Below are 15,647 nucleotides of genomic sequence, written 5' to 3' on the forward strand. Positions count from 1 at the left end.
ATCCGCCACACATATAGCTGCACCATGGGTGGTGTTATGCCGAAACAGCAATGAGCGGCGCATCGCGCGCGCGCGAGAGAGCGGCCATCCAATCAAATCGCAAAAAGGTGCTTCTGAATTTCGATGAAAGCACCGCGAATCTCAGGGATCGAACCTAAGGCTCTCTTGGCGTCACCAGTGCTTCCGTAGCGAATTTGAAGAAAGTCACTGATCCGGTTTGTGGCCAGTTCCCGGATGCCCTGCATCTCATAAGCTTGTAGGATGTAGCCAAGGAATTCCTGCATTTCCTCTTCATAACCACCCAATCCAGCTTCCTTCGCAGCGCCAACCCGCTCCGATCGTGTCAGAGGCGCCAAGGTGAAACGGACGTAGGCCAGAACATCGAAGATATCGCTATTGGGTGCATCAATCAGTCGACGCATGTCATCCAGCCGCTCGCGGTCGTAACCCATCTCTTCGAGTTGGCGCAGAAGGGCAGCGCGGCGATCAGGATCGCTCCATACGCGCCGAAGCTCATCGGCGCTTGAGACGATCGACCCAAGATCGCCGAAAAGATTCCTCATAAACTCTTCGGCGGTAATTTGCCGACCTTGGAACCAATACGTGGTCTCAGCAACGTATCGGATGTTGCGCTCTTTGCCGTCGGCAAGCTTCACAACGACCTGCTCTACAGGCTCGGCGGTGCCATCGTCGCCCGCACCTCCGCCGCTCCCCGTCTGGCCGCCGCCGCCAGTTCCTGTCGTCGGCTCCTCTGGCTCTCCATCCCACTCAGGATCGTTGAAGTGCTCATAAGCCTTCACGAAATCGTAGACGGTGAAGAAATCCTTCCCGTCGAAAGTCCGTGTCCCGCGCCCGATGATCTGCTTGAATTCGATCATCGATTTTATGGGGCGAAGCAGCACGATGTTCCGGATGTTCCGAGCATCAACCCCGGTCGAAAGCTTGTGCGATGTCGTTAGGATCGTCGGGAGCGTCTTCTCATTGTCCTGGAATTCGCGGAGATGCTGCTCACCGAGCTTACCATCATCAGCGGTCACACGTTCGCAGTAGTGGGGATCAGGATTTTTCTTAGTCTGGTTGATGAAATCCCGAACCCGAGCAGCATGAGCCTGTGTCGCGCAGAAGACGAGCGTTTTCTGGCGCTGATCGATCTGGTCCATGAACTCTTCAACGCGGCTGCGCTCGCGCTCGTCGATGACCAGTTTGGTGTTGAAATCGGCCTCTGAATATTCCTTGTCCGGATCGATCTCGCCGCTCACCACCTCATCGTCGTCGCTGAATTTATAGGTGTCGAGCGTGCTGGCCATCTGGCGCACCTTGAACGGCGTCAGGAAGCCGTCTCCAATGCCCTCCTTGAGAGCGTAAGTGTAAACGGGCTCGCCAAAATACTTGTATGTGTCCGCGTTCACGTCACGCTTAGGCGTGGCCGTGAGGCCAAGCTGAATGGCTGGCTCGAAGTACTCCAGGATCCCACGCCAGGTGCTCTCGTCCTTGGCGCCGCCGCGGTGGCATTCGTCGATCACGATGAAATCGAAGAAGTCCGGATCATAGCCCTCAAAGCGGAATTGATCTTCGCCCGTCATGAAAGTCTGGAAGATCGTGAAGAACACGCTCGCATTGGTCGGCACGCTTCCGCGCCTCCGGATCTCATCCGGACTGATGCGGCACAGGGCGTCCGCTGGAAAGGCGCTGAAGGCGTTGTAGGCCTGATCAGCGAGAATGTTGCGATCGGCCAGAAAGAGAATGCGCGGTCGGCGGCTGGGCTCGCCTGAGAGGTTCCAGCGGCTGTGAAACAGCTTCCAGGCGATCTGGAAGGCGATAGAGGTCTTTCCCGTCCCTGTGGCCAGCGTGAGCAGGATACGCTTCTCTTCTTGCGCTATGGCCTCCAGGACGGCTGTGATGGCATTGTGCTGGTAATATCGCGGCTGCCACTTGCCACCGCCGGTCTCGAAGGGGATGGCGCCAAAGCGTTCGCGCCACGCATTGCCAGTGGGAAAGCAGCGCTTCCAAAGCTCCTCCGGCGTCGGGAAGGGCAGAGCCATGTCGCCTTCCGCACCAGTGTGCATATCGATCTCATACCACTCGGCACCATCGGAGGCGTAGGCAAAGCGCGCCTTCAATCTGGTCGAGTAATCCTTCGCCTGTCCCACGCCTGCGCCAGCGCCCTTGCCGAAGCGTTTTGCTTCCATCGTGGCAAGCTTCTGGCCCCGATATTCAAAGACATAATCAGCCGACAGAGGAGCGCCGCGCTGGCCGCCAGGCATGATCCGACCAGGGCAAATCATCTCGCGCCGTATGGTGGCGCCTTCGACTACACCCCAACCGGACTTTTTCAGGATCGGATCGATGCGATTAGCGCGAGTATCTGCCTCTGTCTCCTGCATGGGCTTAGGTCAGCTCCCCAGCAAAGGCTTTCTGAAGAAAGGATTGGCAGAGATCGTCAACGTCATGAACTGCGGCTTCATACGTGCGTGCCAGCTTAGTGGACTGCTCTTCAATCTTGACGATCTGGTCCACCATGATTCTCTGTTCGTCTAAGGCCGGTAAAGGCACTGGGAAGTCTGCTATATCCCCCTTGTTGAAACCGTCTTGTGCCCCTCTTGAGGAACGGGATAGCAATGGCTTTTGAAAGAGGTCCGACTTCAGAAAGTAGTAAAAATAATCTCGGTCAATGACCTTCGGATCAGGTGAAGTCTTAATTAAGGCTACATTATAGCAACCAGCTTTGCCCCTATGAATCTGCCCTACGGAAGCTCCATACCGTCCGATAAGTATATCGTCAGCTTTGCAACGGCGTCTCTTGCCATCGTCGGGTATGTACACCGCTTTGTCATCTGACTTGAAATCACGGATTTGCAGAAGCCTGATGTATCCTTCTCTCGGCTCCGAGATAAATTGGGATTTTGGAGGCTGTGATCCGCCTTCGAACTTCGACACTTTGCTCAGCGGCAGTGAGGCGCCTCCACCTGCTCTTGCAAACATCTCAGCAATAGAAGCACCCAGTAGCTCCTCCACATCAGCGAGATTGGCTTCGGCGTTAGCGCGGGCGCGGTCGAGAGCGGCGAATGCCTGATCGAGCACCGCAACAATCCGCTTCTGCTCCTCCAGTGGGGGAAGTGGAATTGGCTGCCGCATGACTTCGGCGACTTTCGCGCGGGTGTGACTTCCCGTCGCGCCCTTCGTTTCGCTGACAATCCATTCGCGAAAGGCGGGCGATGACAGGTATGCTTGGAGATAGGCAGGATCATAGTCTGCCGCGCCATTTGGCCGTAGGACAATCCACTCGGTCGATGCAATGTGCCTGTCGCTCTCGGAGCCGGTTACTCGCCAAACCCGATTAATTCTGGGATTAATTTTGCAGAGCAAGACGTCGCCGACCTGCACGTGCTTCTTTGAACTCTTTACGTCTCTGCCAAGAACATTTTCCGGCTCTTGATTATCAAAGCTAGGGACGCTCCAGAGATTGTAGAGCGCATCGGCTTCGGGCTGACTTGAAGCCTTAGGTTGTTCGCAAAAGTCATTAAGTCGCATTTCTTGCCAACCTGAAGGTAAGGCAATAACGCGTTGTACATCGCTCACAGCATCCCCCGGATATCTTCAAGTATTTGGGCAGTCTCGGTGTCACGCGCGAGCATTGCGTCGATAATCTCCAATGGCTCGCGCAAGGGCGCTTCCTCTGGCGCATTGGGATTGCGCACCGACAGATCGAATGTCTCCTGATCCAGCGCATCGACCGCCAACGACCAACTTTTCTTGCTCAGCTTCTTGTCCGGCTGGAGTGCGACAAAGTCGGTCAGATCGTCATCATTCAGCGGATTGGTCTTGCCAAGCGAACGCCCCGGATCGAGCTTATAGAACCAGATCTGCCGCGTCGAGGCGCCTTTCTCGAAGAATAGCACCACGGTCTTCACGCCCGCCCCCTGGAACGTGCCGCCGGGACAATCGAGCACGGTGTGCAGGTTGCAGGTCGCCAGCAATTCCTTGCGAAGCTCGATACTCGCATTGTCCGTGTTGCTGAGGAAGGTATTCTTGATGACTACCGCCCCGCGCCCGTCCGCCTTCAGCTTGCGAATGAAGTGCTGGAGAAAGAGGTAAGCGGTTTCGCCGGACTGGATCGGAAAGTTCTGCCGCACTTCGTTGCGCTCGCCGCCGCCGAAAGGAGGATTGGCAAGCACGATATCGTGACGGTCGGCCTCCTGGATATCCATCACGTTTTCGGTGAGCGTATTCGTGTGGCGGATCTGAGGCGCCTCAATGCCGTGCAGGATCATGTTCATCACGCCCAGAACATAGGCGAGCGACTTTTTCTCTTGGCCGAAGAAGGTCTTGCGCTGGAGCGTGTCCCATTCTTCGCCTGAAAGATCGTCGCGGCGCATGTAGGCAAACGCTTCGCACAGGAAGCCAGCCGAACCTACGGCGCCATCATAGATCGTCTCACCGATCTTCGGATCGACAACCTTGATCATGGCCCGGATCAGCGGTCTGGGAGTGTAATACTCGCCGCCATTGCGCCCAGCATTGCCCATCCGCTTGATACGGGTCTCATAGAGATCGGAAAGCTCGTGCTTGGCTTGCGTGCTGCCGAAGTTCAGCGTGTCGATGATATTGATTACATCGCGCAACGTGTAGCCCGAACGGAAGCGGTTCGCGATCTCTGAGAAGATCTCGCCCACCTTGTATTCAAGGGTATCGGGATCATCGCCGCTATCGCTGAACCTTTTGAGATACGGGAACAGTTCACCGTTGACGAAGCTCAGCAGATCTTCGCCGGTCATGGCCAGCGCATGATCTATCTCGCCGTTATCCTTCTTCGGCGCGGCCCAGACATCCCAACGGTACTCCGGATCAAGGATCGGCTGGTAGTCCTTCCCTTCGAGACCCGCTTCATCCTCAAGCTCCGCCTCAAAGTCATCAAGGTACTTCAGGAAGAGCAGCCAGCTTGTCTGCTCCGCATAATCGAGTTCCGATGCGAGACCTTCGTCGTTCCGCATGGCGCGATCGATGTTGTTAAATGCGTTTTCGAACATTATCTCGGAGTAGTGCAGAGGGCTCAGGTAGCCAAGACCCGCTGGATCTTTGCTGGCTTCAATCGCATGTTCCTGCACTCCGGTCTTTGCCGGAATAACGGCCTGCCCCCGAGTCGCACTCTTTCTGTCGGTCCGCAGCTTCGCTAAATTTGCGGAGCGGGAGGGAGGTAGTAACTTGGCAACCGAGTCGGAGCGCAGCGACGCAATCGGCGGATGGCTTTCCGACGATGATAGAGCCGAATTTAGGGAGTATGCCTGCAAAATCGGCATATCTGGTGCGGCTCTCGCCACTGTGATTTGGACCCGAGAACTCTACCAAAGACGGCTCGGCGATCTGAAGGTACGATTTGAAACAACGACTGGCGGTAAAGGCGGGCGCATTACCGCAAGGCCAAGTCGGGCGGGCTTTCGAGAAGATTTTGCCGCTCACGCTGAAAGCTTCGGCTTGAGCCCGGACGCGGCAGCTTCACTGGTCTTGCGTGACGAGCTAGAGACCCGGTGGCTGGGGACTCAGTTGGGCCTTTATGGGGAATCAACTTGATTCCCGCCGTGCAAAGTGGGATAAACTTACGAAGGAGATTTTGGATCATTTAGGGGCTTGGGGCGCCACATTGGTCCATCAAAGGTGATCATGATGACACTTTCAGTCATAGGTTCGGCGGCTCTGGATAGAGCCGATGGCTCGCTTGATTGGCCCGCAATCCAATGGGCGCAATTCGAGCATGACGAGAAGTATCATCGGGAGATTAGTCGTCTCTCGATGCAAGATCGCTTGCGCCATATGGCGCTTCACTTCGCAAAATATGCTGGCCGCCTGAGCGACCATCCCGACAAGAAAGTCGTCAAGAAAACCACAATCGACACTCTGATTATTGCAGTATCATGTGCCAACATTTTGAACATGGATTTGAGCAAGAAACCACTGCGCCCTGCTGGCGAAGAGATGGGCCTTAATGAGTTTTCGAGATCGCTCACTGTGGCAGCTGGAAAGATGGCTGGTGCATGCGAGCGGATCGATCATCTTGAGGATTTTCCTTTTCGAAAAGTTATTGCCGAACAAGTGCAGGTAATTTTGGCAGCAGCCATCGCCTTCATGGTTAGCAACGGCTGGGATGTTGTTTCGGTGGTCGAGAATAGGCTCGCCGGAGTGAAGGCGAAATCGATCTTTCACGGCAGGCTGTAACCTCAGATCATGACATTTTGGGGCGGATCGAAGCTGCTTATTGAGATCGGCAGGCAGGGTATCGTAACGCCATTTCGTGAAAATCAAATCGACTGCTCTGCCTATACTTTAAGGCTTGGTGCGGAAGCTTTCGTAACGCCAAGCTTTGGCGATGACTTACGCACTAACGTGAAGCAGTCTCTCGCTAAGCCAACGATGGAAATGGTTGGAGGCAAAGAACGGCCGAAAGGCGGGGGCACCGTAGTCATTCCGCCCGGCCAGTTCGCTTTTCTGCTTACCGACGAGATTGTCAAAATACCGAACAACGTTATGGGATTCATATCCCTGAAATCTAAGCACAAATTTCGCGGCCTGATCAATGTGTCGGGGTTTCATGTCGACCCCGGTTTTGAAGGTAGGCTTGTGTATTCGGTCTTCAATGCTGGCCCAGCGGCCCTCCACTTCTCTCGCGGTGATGAACTCTTTTTGCTATGGCTGGCTGATTTGTCAGGCGACGTACAGGAGAGATACTACAAAACCGAATTTGGCTACGCTGATATTACAAGCGATTTAGTTACAGATGTCTCTAGGCAGACGCACTCGCTCCAAGATCTAGCCAGCCGGGTCGATGCTATCTCAGAGTCCTTCAGAACGTTCAAAGCTATCGCCACTGGCGTGGCCACTGCTCTTGGTCTTGCGATCGCTGTCCTAACGCTCGTCGCGACAGCCCTGGCTGTGATGCCGCCGAAAGCGATGGAGCCATCAGGATCGCCTTCCGCCACTACCACAGTGCAAGAAAGAGATCCTACGAGAGAGCTTCAGATCGATGCCGGCGAAGCCAATTCAGAGCCCAGTCCCCTCAACGCTCCTCAGGAGGCAGCCAATCAATCGCCGAGCTAGAATAGCCTGCCATCAGAGGATGCTTCGGATGCCCGTCGTTCAAGATTTGCAAACATTTCAGAGGCAACCCCACTTCGTGAGCAAGCTGCGGGATCGAGCGCCATTGCTCGCGGAGTCGCTGCGGTAGTTTGGCGAGCGCTCCCCATGCGCACACAATCTCATCCGCATCATTCATAACTTCCCGTAAGTGACATGAATTATCTGGTCCTACCGGATCGCTTGCCCGCGCTAGCTCAGCGATGTCGGTAGCCCTATATGCGAAAACATTCGCGACGATCACCCGAGACCAGCCAAAGCGAGAAGCGAACCCTACAACCTTACGTATTGTTTGGTCGTCATTTTCTGCATCTGCCGTTGACGGATTCACCATTATGAAAGCGCCAACCGGGCCAAACATGCTCAACTCGCGCTCAAGTCGATATCTGAAAGCTCCACAGTCGCTTATGATGGCGGTCATCGTCCTGCCTTTGCGCTCCATGGGCAATCCCGACGCAGGTTTTCCATACTCATTCCGTACGAAATGAACGCCGGAAGCCTAAATCATTGAAAAACTGGCGCACCCGACAGGATTCGAACCTGTGGCCTCTGCCTTCGGAGGGCAGCGCTCTATCCAGCTGAGCTACGGGTGCGCACGTCGCCACACGGGCAGGGCGCAAGGCCTCGATGGCGCGCGCTTAGCAAGCCGGGCCGGGCTTCGCCAGCATAATCGTGGTCGCGCGCTTCGTCGCAAGGGCCGCACTGTCTGGCTTAACCAATCGGCAAGAACCGGGTGCCTATGACGGTGGCATGTCAGCGCTTCCACCAGACCAGATCCGCGCGATGCGCGAAAGCGCCGATGCCGCCAGGGACCCGCTCGGCTCGCTCACGCAGCGCTGGAAGGAGTTGCACGAGCAGGCAGATCGGCTCGCCGCGCTGGCCGGGCTCGCGCCGGAAGCGCCGGACGACGCTCAGGAAGCCTTTTCCGCGCGGCTTTGCGCGGCCAGCGAATGGCAGCGCGAACTCGCCTGGCAGGGGATCGAGGACATCGACGCGATGATGCGCCCGGGCCTTGCCGCGCTGGCAACGCTGACCGAGCGCGAACAGGAAACGGCGGCCCCGGCACTGGCGCTGTGGCGCGAATTCCATGCGGCGCGCGAAGCCGTGCTCGCGGTGGTGAAACACGATTGATACACGGCTGATAGCCGAAGGGCACCCGAACGCCGGGACGGCTTGACTGCGTTCTTATTCTGTTCCAGCCAGCGGGCATGACCCGCCCGATCGCCCCAGTCCCCGATTCGCCGCCGGACGAAACGCTCGCCGATCCCGTTGCGGCCGATGTTGCGCGCGGTATTGCGCGCCTGTTCGCCCGCAACGGCATCTGGTGCCTTCCCGAAATGCCGCTCAGGAACGGACGCCGTGCCGACCTCATGGGGATCGATGCCAAGGGGCTGGTTGTGATCGTCGAGATCAAGGTCGCGCGCGCCGACCTGCTCGGCGATGCCAAGTGGCCCGACTATCTCGATCATTGCGATCGCTTCTTCTGGGGCGTGCCGCCGGGGCTCGACCGTTCCCCGCTCGAAAGCGAGGCCTATCGGCCCGACTGCTGCGGGATCATCGTCGCCGACGGCTATGACGCCGAAATCCTTCGCCACGCCCCGCTCCACGCGCTTGCCGCAGCTCGGCGCAAGGTCGAGGTGGAGCGGCTCGCACGGGTGGCGCTGCGGCGGCAGACCGTGCTCGCGGATTCGCAGTGCGCCGATTTCGGCGGCGAGATCGCCTGACACCGGGCGTTGCCGCAAAGGATTTTTCGTCACCCGCGCACAAAGATGCTGTCCCGCAGCGGACAAATCGGCCATACCCTACCGATGCTCGGGTCCGACACGCCGCTTCTCGTCGCCCTCCTGTTTGCCAGCGTCGCGACGAGCGTGATGGTGGCGCTGCGCTATTTCCTCGCTTCGGGTCTGTTTTCCTGGCTGACCGAAAGGGTGCGACCGGGTCTCTATTCCTCCCGGGGGCCGCAGATCCGGCGCGAGATCGCCTGGTCACTGACCGCCGCGGCAATCTATGGCACGCCTGCGGGCCTCATGCTGTGGAGTTGGCGTAATCTCGGCTGGACGCGCGTCTACACCGATTTCACGGCCTGGCCGCTGTGGTATCTGCCGCTTTCGGTTTTGGTCTATCTCTTCGTGCAGGACACGTGGTTCTACTGGATCCATCGCGCGATGCACGAGCCGCGCCTGTTCCGCATCGCCCATGCTGTCCATCACAAGAGCCGCCCACCGACCGCGTGGACCGCGATGAGCTTCCACTGGGTCGAATCGCTCACCGGGGCGATCGTCATCCCGCTTCTCGTCTTCCTCGTGCCGATCCATGTCGCCATGCTCGGAGCTGTGCTGGGCATCGCGACGATCATGGGCGTGACCAATCATATGGGCTGGGAGATCTTTCCTCGCCGGCTCGTTCACTCGGGGTTGGGATACTGGCTGATAACGGCGAGCCATCACGAGCGGCATCACGAGGACTACAGATGCAATTTCGGGCTCTATTTCCGCTTCTGGGATCATGTGTGCGGGACCGATCGCGGGCTCTCGCGGCGGATCGCAGGCAGGCGCGCGGCGCTGCCAGCGAAAGTCTCGGCGAAGGTTGCTCCTCCCGCCGGCCCCGGGGCCTCGTGAGGCCGCTCGCCCTGCTGCCCGCCACGGCCTGCGCGCTGGCGGCGGCGCCGGCGGCGGCGGAGGAGGTCGTCATCACCGTCACCGGCCTGCGCTCGGCCGAAGGCTCGGTGCGCGCCTGCATGACCACGCAGGAGGATATCTTCCCCAAGTGCATCAAGGACCCCGCCTCGCACCGCAAGGTCGTCAAGGCGGCCGACGGGACGGTCACGATCCGTTTCACCGGGGTCGACCCCGGCAATTACGCAATCGCCCTGCTGCATGACGAGAACGATAACGGCAAGGCCGACCGCGCGCTCGGCATGATGCCCAAGGAAGGCTACGGCTTCTCGCGCGACGCGCGGGTCCGCATGGGCCCCCCCGATTTCGAGGACGCCGTGTTCGAGCACACGGACGGGCGGCAGGACCTTACGATCAGCATGCGCTATTTCCTGTAGCGGCGCAGGGTCCTGTGCGCGGCCGCGGACGAAAGGAACGCTTCCGGCCCGATGGGCGGGCCCCGAATTTGCCGCCGCCACTTAACGCAATGTTTACCACGTAACGCCAGAACGGCGCGAAACAGCCGTTTATGGAAGGGCGGAAACGGGCATGGACAATCTGCGGGGCACGTTCGAATCCGGCGAACCGGGCGAGGCGGACGCTTTCGACGAAGGGATCGTCGATCGCGCCTCCGGCGAAGCCGACGACACCGACGGATCCGGCGATTTGGGTCCGGCCGCGATCGGGCAGGACGAGCGCCGCATGCAAGTGCGCGCCTACAACCATTGGGCGGGCCTGCTGGAGGACAGCAGCTTCCCCTCGATCGAGGGCCTCGTGCCCGAGGAACTGGACGATTTCGGTCCCAACAGCGTGCTGCTCGATTTCTCTGCCGGGATCGAGAATCCGGTGGTGCAATATCTCGGCGAAAGGCTGGGCGAGGAATGCGGCGCGACGGGTCCGATCCGCACGCTGTCCGATGTCCCCCCGCGCTCGCTGCTCAGCCGGATCACCGACCACTACATGCAGATCCTCGCCAACGAGGCGCCGATCGGGTTCGAGGCGGAATTCATCAACCAGCGCGGCTCGGCGATCCTGTATCGCGGTATCCTGTTGCCTTTCTCAAGCGACGGCGAGACGATCGACTTCATCTACGGCGTCATCAATTGGAAGGAGATGGCCGACGCGCTTACCGCCGACGAATTGCTGCTCGAAATCGACCAGGCTCTCGAGAGCAAGAACGCCGAAGAAGCCGAGGACGAGGCGCGCGTACACCATGCCGATGTGCTGACCGAATGGGCGGATTCGCCCGCTTTCGAAACCGACGAGGACACGCCGCGCGCACCGGACGAACCCGATACCGGCGATGTTGCAGGCGGAGGTGACGTGCTCGATCTCGACGCGGGCTTCGCCGGGGACGAGGACAGGGCCGCGCCGGACGGTCGCGAGCTGCCCATGCCCGATTTCGGCCAGTATGCGCTCGACGATCCGTACGAGGAGGATGAGGACGAAGACGATTCGTCCTACAATTTCGCCTCGCTCGCCGATTACATCGAAGCCCCGGCGAAAAAGGCCATCGACCTCGAGGCCGAGCATTTCGATCCCGAGGATTACCGGGTCGAGAACTTTGAAAGCGAGCAATCGGCGGGCGGAGATGCCCGGGAAACCGGCAAAGGCGATGCAGCCGCAAGCGAAGCCGAGGCCGCTCATGCCTACCTGCCCGCTGATGCCGACCTGCCCGATGATGCGGGCCTGCACGATTGCCTGGCGTCGGCGCGCGAACTCGCCCGTAATGCCCGCGCGAGCGAGGACCGCAGCCGCCAGGCACTTTATGCCGCGGTCGGGCGCGCCTATGACGTGTCGCTCGCTGCCCGGGAAGCGCCGGAAGAATTCGCCGAAGTCGTCGCCGAAAGCGGCCTGACCATGCAGGACCGCGCGCCGATGACGCCGGTCGTCAAGCTCGTCTTCGGCAGCGATTACGACAAGACCCGGCTTACCGAATACGCCGCCGTTCTTTCCCACGCCCACCGGCTCGGCCTCGAACGCGGTGCGCTGGCTTGCTTTCTCGGAGAGGTCGAGGGCGGTCTCAAGGCCGTCGTCCAGGCCGAGCGGCGCCTGCGCCGCGAGGAAGCGGGCAGGCCGGTGGAGACCGAAAAGGCCGTGCGCGAGGCTCTCGCCGAGAAGCTGCGCGAACTCGAGACGATGATGTTCGACGATCTCGCGCCCGACGGCGCGGAATTCGGCCTCCTGATGATCCGCCGCGACGAAACCGGGACGGTCCACCTGCTCGGTGAAATCGAGGAGGACGTGCCTCTGATCGAGCGGGCAGCGAGGAAAATGGTCGGCTAGCATCGGCCCCGGCCCGGAAGCCCCCGCCATCGCCCCTTGGCCTTGCCGCGCGGGGCGGGTAGATCACGAGCCATGCTGCTTGGCCTGTTATCCCGGCGCGGCCCGGTCCGCGTGCAGCCGTTTTTCGGCTATCGCAATGCCGAGCACCTCTATCTGGGAGCCCGCGCGATCCGGGCCCGCGAACCCGTCTTCGAGGCGCGCAGCTTCTGGCGCGATTTCGCCACCATGCTGGGGCAGTACGCCTCGCGCGAGGTGGCCGGGCTCGCGGTCGAGCTCGAATATGACTGCGCCAATGGCAAGGTCATCATGGGCGACGGCGTGACCGGGCCGGAAGGCTTCGTGCGCTTCGACCTGCCGATCGCCCCGGCGTGCCCGCCCGCCCCGCGCACGCGCTGGGAACGCGCGGTCCTGCGCTGGCGCTGCCCCGATGGCGGCGAGCGGGGCGAGGTGTCGGCCTATATCCTCGCGCCCGGCGGCGAAACGCGCATGGGAATCATCTCGGATGTCGACGACACCATTCTCGAGACCGGCATTACCGGCAATTTCCGCGCCATCGCCCGCAACTGGAAGCGCATTTTCGCCCAGATGCCGAGTGAACGCGTGCTCGTCCCGGGCGCGACCGGCTTTTTCACCGCGCTGGGCGGATCCGCCGAAGCGGCGCACGGGAGCGAGCAGGCGGGCGAGGCAATCGGCGCACTGGAACCGCAGGCGCGGGTCCGGCCCGTTTTCTACGTGTCCTCGAGCCCATGGAACCTGTTCGCCTATCTCGTCGCCTTCAAGCGCGAGCGTGGCCTGCCGCTGGGCCCGGTCATGCTGCGGGACTGGGGCTTCAATCGCCGCACGCTGGGCAAGGAGGGGCATGGCTCGCACAAGCTCGAGTCGATCAGGCGCATCCTTGCAACATTCCAACGCCTTCGCTTCGTGCTGATCGGGGACGATACGCAGCGCGACCTCCTAGCCTTCGCCAGCATCGCGCGAGAACATCCCGACCGCATCGCGGCGGTTTTCATCCGCGAGGTCGCAGGCGAACCGCTTGCCGAGGAGAAGAAGCGCGCCAAGGCCGCGATCAAAGACGCGGGCGTACCCTTCTGGACCGGAAGCGATTATCGCCTGGCGGCACAGTTTCTCGAAACCGCCGGGCTCGATTTCGAAGGCGGGGTCGAAGGCCTCGTGCGCACGGCGAGCGAGGGGCAGGTGCCCGGCGACATGGCGAACGAAAGGAGCTGAAGCGAATGCGCAACGCGTGGTGGGGCCTCGGGATCGGGCTCGGGACGCTCGCCCTGGGCGGCGCGGCGCTGCAGGCGGCGATCATGATCAATGGCCCGGCGGTGCTGGACACGCTCGACCGGATAGCGGGCGGGAAGCGGGGGGCGGAGCGGCTCGCATCCGTCTCGACCGGCCCGGACCCGGCACAAAAGCTCGCCGTCTGGGGCGCGCAAGGCTCGCGCGCGGAGGAGCGGCGCCCGGTGCTGCTTTTCGTCCATGGCGGCAGCTGGAATTCGGGCGATCCGGACAATTACGGCTTTATCGCCCGCGCTTTCGTGGCGGAAGGCTTCGTCGTCGTGCTCGCGGGCTACCGGCTTGTTCCTGAGGGTAAATATCCCGCCATGATCGAGGACACGGCGGCAGCTGTCGGGTGGACCCGCGAGAATATCGCCCGCCATGGCGGCGATCCCGACATGATAGTCCTCGCGGGCCATTCGGCGGGGGCCTACAATGTCGCGATGGCCGCGCTCGAGCCGCGATGGCTGGCCGGACAGGGCGTGCCCGACAAGTCGGTCGCGGGCGTGATCGGGCTTTCCGGGCCTTACGATTTCTATCCCTTCGACAGCGATTCGACGAAAGCCGCCTTCGGCGAAGCGTCCGACCCCGAGGCTACCCAGCCCCTCGCTCATGTGCGCGGCGATGCCCCGCCCTTCCTGCTTGTCCACGGCGAGGCCGACAATCTCGTCAAAATCCGTAACAGTCGGGAACTGGCGCGGCGGATCGAGATGGAGGGCGGAACGGTCGATACGCTTTTCCTGCGAGAGGCGAACCACAACGATCCGCTCCTCGCGCTCGCCGCGCCATGGCGTTCTCGCCGGCCGGTGATGGGGCGGATCGTGCGCTTCGCCCGCGAAGCCGCGGGCACCCGCTCGGTTTCAGTTTCCGTTCAGGCCGAAACACGTTAGAACCCGGTCACGATGCCGCGTTTTCCGTCCCTGACATACCGAGCTGTCTCCTGGCGCGCGCTCGCCTACGCCTTCGCGTTCCTGGCGAGCCTTGCGCTGGCCGCGACCCAGGCGGCGGCGCAATCGGTGCTGCGCGATGCGGAGACCGAGGCGTTGCTCACCGACATGGCGCGCCCGCTGGTCGAAGCATCCGAACTCGAGCCCGAAAACGTCGAGATCGTCCTCATCAACGATCCTTCGATCAATGCCTTCGTTGCGGGCGGGCAGGTGGTCTACATCCATACCGGCCTGCTTGCCGCCGCCGACACCGCGAACGAGGTGCAGGGCGTCATCGCGCACGAACTCGGGCACATCACCGCCGGCCACGTCGTCCGGTTCGACGAACGTGTGCGCGCGGCGCAGGGGATCACCATCCTGTCGCTTCTGCTCGGCGTCGGTGCCTTGCTGGCAGGGGCTGGCGAAGCGGGCATGGGCGCGCTGATGGCGGGCCAGCAGGCGGCGATGGGGAGCTTCCTCGCCTTCAACCGCAACCAGGAAGCCGCGACCGACCTTGCCGGGGCGCGCTATCTCTCTGGCGCGGGGATCACCGGAAAGGGCATGATCTCTTTCTTCGAGAAGCTGCGCAATTTCGAAATCCGCCGCGGCTACAGCCAGGCGGATGAGGCGGCCTATGGCCGGACCCACCCGTTGTCGGGCGATCGCATCCAGGTGCTGCGCGGCCTGCTGCGGGAGGACGCGGCCTGGGATACGCCCGAAGATGCGCAATTGCAGGACCGGTTCGAGCGGGTCCAGGCCAAGCTCTACGGCTATCTTGCCGAACCCGAGCGCACCCTGAACGCCTATCCGCCGAGCGACATGCGCATACCCGCACGCTATGCCAGGGCCTATGCCTGGCACAAGGATGCGCGGGTCGAAAAGGCCCTCGCCGAGACGGAGGCGCTGCTCGCGCTTGAACCGGGCAATCCCTATTTCCTCGAACTCGAGGGCCAGGTCCTGCTTGAATCCGGTCGCCCCGCCGAAGCGCTCGCCCCGCTGCGCCGCGCGACCGAGCTGACGCTGAACCAGCCGTTGATCGCCTCGATGTTCGGCCATGCGCTGATCGCGACCGAGGACGAGGCGAATTATGCCGAGGCCGAGCGCGTGCTGCGCGCTGCCGTGGGGCGCGACCGGATGAATCCCTTCGCGTGGTACCAGCTCGGCATGGTCTATGCCGCGCGCGGCGACATGGCCCGCGCCCGCCTTGCCAGCGCCGAACAGCAGGTGATGGCGCGCCGCTATCCCGAGGCGCTGCGCAGCGCCCAGGCCGCCGAAGCTGCGCTGCCGCGCGGCACGCCGGACTGGATCCGCGCTCAGGATATCGCGCTGCAGGCGCGCTCCGCTCTCGAACGCCTGCGCGATTCGCGCTAGCAGC

General features: G+C 61.3%; 15 protein-coding genes and 1 tRNA gene. 11 read left to right on the forward strand and 5 right to left on the reverse strand.

Features of this window, described 5'->3' with window-relative positions:
• Positions 1-92: 92 nt before the first annotated feature.
• The 3 genes from hsdR to RIB52_RS01985 are packed head-to-tail and all read right to left on the reverse strand — an operon-like array spanning position 93 to position 5,027.
• Complete coding sequence (gene hsdR / locus RIB52_RS01975; protein ID WP_350172383.1) at positions 93-2,384, reverse strand: EcoAI/FtnUII family type I restriction enzme subunit R; 2,292 nt, start codon at positions 2,382-2,384, stop codon at positions 93-95.
• A gap of 4 nt (positions 2,385-2,388) precedes the next feature.
• Positions 2,389-3,579: a restriction endonuclease subunit S gene (locus RIB52_RS01980; protein WP_350172385.1), complete on the reverse strand. Its 1,191-nt coding sequence runs from the start codon at positions 3,577-3,579 to the stop codon at positions 2,389-2,391.
• Complete coding sequence (locus tag RIB52_RS01985) at positions 3,576-5,027, reverse strand: class I SAM-dependent DNA methyltransferase (protein ID WP_350172387.1); 1,452 nt, start codon at positions 5,025-5,027, stop codon at positions 3,576-3,578. Before RIB52_RS01985 ends, RIB52_RS01980 begins: the two co-directional genes overlap by 4 nt.
• Positions 5,028-5,202: 175 nt before the next feature.
• On the opposite strand from RIB52_RS01985, the gene RIB52_RS01990 reads away from it, so the two are divergent.
• The 3 genes from RIB52_RS01990 to RIB52_RS02000 all read left to right on the forward strand — a co-directional run bounded on the left by RIB52_RS01990 (position 5,203) and on the right by RIB52_RS02000 (position 7,089).
• Entirely contained in the window at positions 5,203-5,568 is a 366-nt protein-coding gene (locus tag RIB52_RS01990) for a hypothetical protein (RefSeq protein WP_350172389.1), read from the forward strand.
• Between the two features lie 90 nt (positions 5,569-5,658).
• Entirely contained in the window at positions 5,659-6,210 is a 552-nt protein-coding gene (locus RIB52_RS01995) for a hypothetical protein (protein WP_350172391.1), read from the forward strand.
• Between the two features lie 9 nt (positions 6,211-6,219).
• Entirely contained in the window at positions 6,220-7,089 is an 870-nt protein-coding gene (locus tag RIB52_RS02000) for a dCTP deaminase domain-containing protein (RefSeq protein ID WP_350172393.1), read from the forward strand.
• Here the strand turns inward: RIB52_RS02000 and RIB52_RS02005 are convergent.
• Entirely contained in the window at positions 7,049-7,567 is a 519-nt protein-coding gene (locus tag RIB52_RS02005) for a DUF1643 domain-containing protein (protein ID WP_350172395.1), read from the reverse strand. The genes RIB52_RS02000 and RIB52_RS02005 overlap by 41 nt on opposite strands.
• A gap of 74 nt (positions 7,568-7,641) precedes the next feature.
• Positions 7,642-7,718, reverse strand: a tRNA-Arg gene (locus tag RIB52_RS02010).
• A gap of 157 nt (positions 7,719-7,875) precedes the next feature.
• Here RIB52_RS02010 and RIB52_RS02015 point away from each other — a divergent pair.
• The 8 genes from RIB52_RS02015 to RIB52_RS02050 all read left to right on the forward strand — a co-directional run bounded on the left by RIB52_RS02015 (position 7,876) and on the right by RIB52_RS02050 (position 15,643).
• Positions 7,876-8,256, forward strand: coding sequence for a hypothetical protein (locus RIB52_RS02015; protein WP_350172397.1), 381 nt, complete (start codon positions 7,876-7,878; stop codon positions 8,254-8,256).
• 77 nt (positions 8,257-8,333) lie between these two features.
• On the forward strand, positions 8,334-8,849 hold the full coding sequence (locus RIB52_RS02020; RefSeq protein ID WP_350172399.1) for an MmcB family DNA repair protein: 516 nt from the start codon (positions 8,334-8,336) through the stop codon (positions 8,847-8,849).
• Positions 8,850-8,933: 84 nt separating this feature from the next.
• Positions 8,934-9,743: a sterol desaturase family protein gene (locus RIB52_RS02025; RefSeq protein ID WP_350172401.1), complete on the forward strand. Its 810-nt coding sequence runs from the start codon at positions 8,934-8,936 to the stop codon at positions 9,741-9,743.
• Positions 9,740-10,177 carry a DUF2141 domain-containing protein gene (locus tag RIB52_RS02030; protein WP_350172403.1) on the forward strand — a complete coding sequence of 146 codons (438 nt, stop codon included), beginning with the start codon at positions 9,740-9,742 and terminating at the stop codon, positions 10,175-10,177. The genes RIB52_RS02025 and RIB52_RS02030 overlap by 4 nt, the downstream gene beginning before the upstream one ends.
• Positions 10,178-10,328: 151 nt before the next feature.
• Positions 10,329-12,065 (forward strand): PAS domain-containing protein, encoded by a 1,737-nt coding sequence (locus tag RIB52_RS02035; RefSeq protein ID WP_350172405.1) that lies wholly within the window; start codon positions 10,329-10,331, stop codon positions 12,063-12,065.
• 72 nt (positions 12,066-12,137) lie between these two features.
• On the forward strand, positions 12,138-13,292 hold the full coding sequence (locus RIB52_RS02040; RefSeq protein ID WP_350172407.1) for a phosphatase domain-containing protein: 1,155 nt from the start codon (positions 12,138-12,140) through the stop codon (positions 13,290-13,292).
• 5 nt (positions 13,293-13,297) lie between these two features.
• Positions 13,298-14,236: an alpha/beta hydrolase gene (locus RIB52_RS02045; RefSeq protein ID WP_350172409.1), complete on the forward strand. Its 939-nt coding sequence runs from the start codon at positions 13,298-13,300 to the stop codon at positions 14,234-14,236.
• A gap of 12 nt (positions 14,237-14,248) precedes the next feature.
• On the forward strand, positions 14,249-15,643 hold the full coding sequence (locus RIB52_RS02050) for a M48 family metalloprotease (RefSeq protein WP_350172411.1): 1,395 nt from the start codon (positions 14,249-14,251) through the stop codon (positions 15,641-15,643).
• Positions 15,644-15,647 lie beyond the last annotated feature (4 nt).

The organism is Erythrobacter sp. (genome assembly GCF_040217515.1).
Taxonomy (GTDB): Bacteria; Pseudomonadota; Alphaproteobacteria; order Sphingomonadales; family Sphingomonadaceae; genus Erythrobacter.